Annotated in this window: 1 protein-coding gene; it reads right to left on the bottom strand. The window is 73.2% G+C overall.

The window, feature by feature from the left end; genetic code table 11:
• Positions 1-4,215, bottom strand: a 4,215-nt coding sequence (locus BIV23_RS37440; RefSeq protein ID WP_342746404.1) for a type I polyketide synthase, incomplete at its 3' end; no start/stop codon positions are given.
• Positions 4,216-4,242 lie beyond the last annotated feature (27 nt).

Genomic DNA, 4,242 nt, shown 5'->3' with positions numbered 1-4,242 from the left:
GCTCAGCGCGACCGAAGCCATGCCACCACGACCGGCCAGCCGCTCACCGATCGCCCGGCTGCGCAGCGCCACCACCTTCGCCGCGTCCTCCAGCGACAACGCACCCGACACACACGCCGCCGCGATCTCACCCTGCGAGTGACCCACCACCGCATCCGGCAGCACACCCACCGACGACCACACGGCGGCCAGACCCACCATCACCGCGAAACTCGCCGGCTGCACCACATCCACCCGCTCCAGCAACTCCGGAGCAGCCTCCCCACGCAACACCTCGAGCAGCGACCAGTCCACCCACCGCTCCAGCGCAACCGCACACTCCCCGATCCGCTCCGCGAACACCGCAGACGAATCCAGCAACTCCCGGCCCATACCCACCCACTGCGAACCCTGGCCCGGGAACACCCACACCACCTTGCCCGGCGACCCGGCACCCACACTGCCGACCAGCACACCGGACGCACTCTCGCCGCGCGCCAGCGCGCGCAGCCCCGCGAGAGCCTCCGCCTCCGAACCGGCCACGACCACCGCACGCTCACCCAGCAACGCACGGCTGGAGACCAGCGCCCCGGCGACATCCGTCAGCGACACCCGACCGGCGTCCTCGACGAACGACGCGAGCCGACCGGCCTGACCCGCCAACGCACCGGCACTGCGCGCCGACACCACCAACGGCACCTCGTCCGCGGACGCCAGCGGCTGCTGTGCCCCCGCGGTTGGCGTCTCGTCCGGCTCGGGCGCTTCCTCCAGGATCAGGTGCGCGTTGGTGCCGCTGACGCCGAAGGAGGAGACACCCGCCCGGCGCGGGGCACCCTCACGCAGCCACTCCCTGGCCTCGGTCAGAAGTTCCACCGCTCCGGCCGACCAGTCCACCTGGGACGTGGGCTGCTGCGCGTGCAGCGTCGGGGGCAGCACGCCGTGCCGCAGCGCCTGCACCATCTTGATCACACTGGCCACACCCGCGGCAGCCTGCGCATGGCCGATGTTGGACTTCAACGAGCCGAGCCACAACGGCTTCTGCGGGTCCCGGTCCCGGCCGTACGTCGCGAGCAGCGCCTGCGCCTCGATCGGGTCGCCCAGCGCCGTACCCGTCCCGTGGCCCTCGACCACGTCGACGTCCGCCGGGCTCAGCCCGGCACCGGCCAGCGCCTTGCGGATCACGCGCTGCTGCGCAGGCCCGTTCGGTGCCGTCAGACCGTTCGACGCACCGTCCTGGTTCACCGCACTCCCCCGCAGCACCGCCAGGACCTTGTGCCCGCGCTCCCGCGCCACCGACAGGCGCTCCAGCACGACCACGCCGACGCCCTCGGACAGGCCCATTCCGTCCGCGCCCTCGGCGAACGCCTTGCTCCGGCCGTCGGCGGCCAGACCTCGCTGCCGCGAGAAGGCCATGAAGGTGGCGGGCGTCGACATCACCATCACCCCGCCGGCGAGCGCCATGGAGCACTCGCCCTGCCGCAGCGCCTGCGCGGCCAGGTGCATCGCCACCAGCGACGACGAACACGCCGTGTCCACCGACACCGCCGGGCCCTCGAAGCCGAACACGTACGACACCCGGCCCGACGCCACGCTCGACGCAAGCCCCGTGCCCGCGAAGCCCTCGACTTCCGGTGCGATCGCGCCGGTTCCGTAGCCCTGGCCGGAGACGCCGGAGAACACGCCGACGTCCGACCCCTTGAGCGTGATCGGGTCGATGCCCGCGCCCTCCATGGCCTCCCAGGAGGCTTCGAGAAGGAGCCGCTGCTGGGGGTCCATGGCCAGCGCCTCACGCGGCGAGATACCGAAGAAGCCGGGATCGAACAGTCCGGCGCCCTGCAGGAAGCCGCCCTGGCTGGTGTACGAGGTGCCCGCGTGGTCCGGGTCGTCGTCGAAGAGGCCTTCGAGGTCCCAGCCCCGGTCCTCGGGGAAGTCGGAGACGGCGTCGACGCCGTCGACGACCAGCTTCCACAGCTCCTCGGGCGAGGAGACGCCGCCCGGCAGCCGGCACGCCATGCCGACGATGGCGAGCGGCTCGTCCCGGTCGGCCGCCACGGCCACCGGCGCCGCCTGCACCGCCGTCCGAGGCGCGGCGACGTCGCCGAACTCCCCGAGCAGATGGCGGGCGAGAGCCTGCGGGGTCGGGTAGTCGAAGACGAGCGTGGGGGGAAGTTTCAGGCCGGTCGCCTCACGCAGCCGGTTGCGCAGTTCCACCGAGGTGAGCGAGTCGAAGCCGATGTCCTTGAACGCGGTGTCCGCCCGGACCTCTTCCGCCTCGCTGTGGCCGAGCACGACGGCGGCCTGGGACCGCACCAGGGCGAGGAGCAGCGCCTCCTGCTCGGCGGCCGTGTGTCCGGCCAGCCGGTCGGACAGCTGCCTGTTCCCGTCGGCGGTGCTCGCCGCGCGGGCCTGCTGCCGACCCACGCGGACGAGACCGCGCAGCAGGTGCGGCACCGCCGCGCCCGCCGAAGCGTCGGCTCGTACGCTCCGCAGGTCCAGCTTGACCGGCACGAGGAGCGCCTGCCCGGACCCGAGAGCGGCGTCGAACAGCTCCATGCCCTCGGCCGCCGATATCTCCAGCACACCGCTGCGGCTCGCCCGCGCCTGGTCGACGGCGCTGAGGTGGGAGGCCATGCCGAGGGACTGCTCCCACAGGCCCCAGGCCAGGGACAGGCCGGGCAGATCCGCCGCGCGGCGGTTGCTCATCAGGCCGTCCAGGAAGGCGTTGGCCGCCGAGTAGTTGGCCTGGCCTGCGCCTCCGGAGAGGCCTGCCACTGAGGAGTAGACGACGAACGCGTCCAGGTCCAGTCCGCGCGTGAGTTCGTCGAGGTGGCGTACGGCGTCCACCTTCGGCGCGAACACCCTGGCCAGGCGCTCCGGGGTCACCGTCCCGATCAGGCCGTCGTCGAACACACCCGCCGTGTGCACCACACCGCGCAGGGGCTGCTCCGCCGGCAGCGAGGCCAGCAGGGCTTCGATCTGCTCACGGTCGGAGACGTCGCATGCCACGGCGGACAAGGCTGCGCCCTGCTCGGCGAGTTCGGCCACAAGCTCTCGTACGCCGTCGGCGTCCGGACCGCGACGGCTGGCGAGGACCAGGTGCCGCACCCCGTGCCGGGAGACCAGATGGCGGGCCGCCAGGGCGCCGAGCGAACCACCGCCCGAGATCAGCACGGTTCCCTCCCGACCGAACGTGGCGGCGGTGCCGGCGTCTTGACCGGTGGGACGGGCGAGCCGGGGAATGAACATGTCGGTGCCGCGGACGGCGACCTGGGGTTCCGCACTCGCCGCCACCGGGCCCAGCACGGAGTCCAGGACCGAGTCCACGCCGCCTTCGCCGGCGGGGTCGGTGTCCAGCAGGACGAAGCGGTCCGGGTTCTCGGACTGGGCGGCACGTACCAGGCCCCACACCGCCGCTCCGGCCGGGTCCGTCACCGCACCCTCGCTGCCGGCGGCCACCGCGCCCCGGGTCGCCACCACCAGCTGCGACTCGTCCAGGCCGTCCGCGGTCAGCCAGGTCTGCAGCGCGCCCAGCACACGGGAGGACAGGGTCAGTGCGGCGTCCTCGTCGGCGTCGGCGACGGCTTCCAGGACCACCACCGCCGGTGCGGCGCCGCTCGCGGCCACGGCCGCCACGTCGTCGGCCGTGGTCACCGGTACCCACGACGGCGGAAGCTCGGACCCGGGAACCGAGGGCAGTTCGCCCCACTCCAGCCGGAACAGCGCGTTGGCGACCACCGTGTCGACCGGCGCCTCCAACTGCTCGGCGGACACGGCCCGGGACACCAGTGAGTCCAGTGTCACCACCAGGCCGCCGGTCTCGTCGGCCGCCTGGACCGCAAGCGCGTCCGCGCCGTTCGGTGCGATCCGCACCCGCAGTGTCGAGGCGCCCGAGGCGTGCAGCACCAGGCCGTTCCACGCGAACGCCAGCACCGGCGCACCGGAGCCGTCCGCCTCCGCGCCCGGCGTGTTCCCGATCGTGGCGGCCTGCAGGGCCGAGTCGAGCAGCGCCGGATGGATACCGAACCGCCCGGCCTCGTTGCGCTGTTCCTCGGGCAGAGCGACCTCGGCGAAGACCTCCTCGCCGCGCCGCCACACCGCCCGCACCCCCTGGAACACGGGACCGTAGCCGTAGCCACGCTCCACCAGGTCGCTGTAGAAGTCACCGACCTCGACGGGCCGGGCGCCCTGCGGCGGCCACACGGTGAAGTCGGCCTCGGCCTCCCACTCCGACGGCACGGCCGACAGCGTGCCGGTGGCATGCCG

It is taken from the genome of Streptomyces monashensis (assembly GCF_001866665.1).
In the GTDB taxonomy this organism is placed as follows: Bacteria; Actinomycetota; Actinomycetes; order Streptomycetales; family Streptomycetaceae; genus Streptomyces; species Streptomyces monashensis.
Note: the sequence above shows the minus strand (reverse complement) of the source record. Positions and strands in the feature narration are given on the sequence as shown.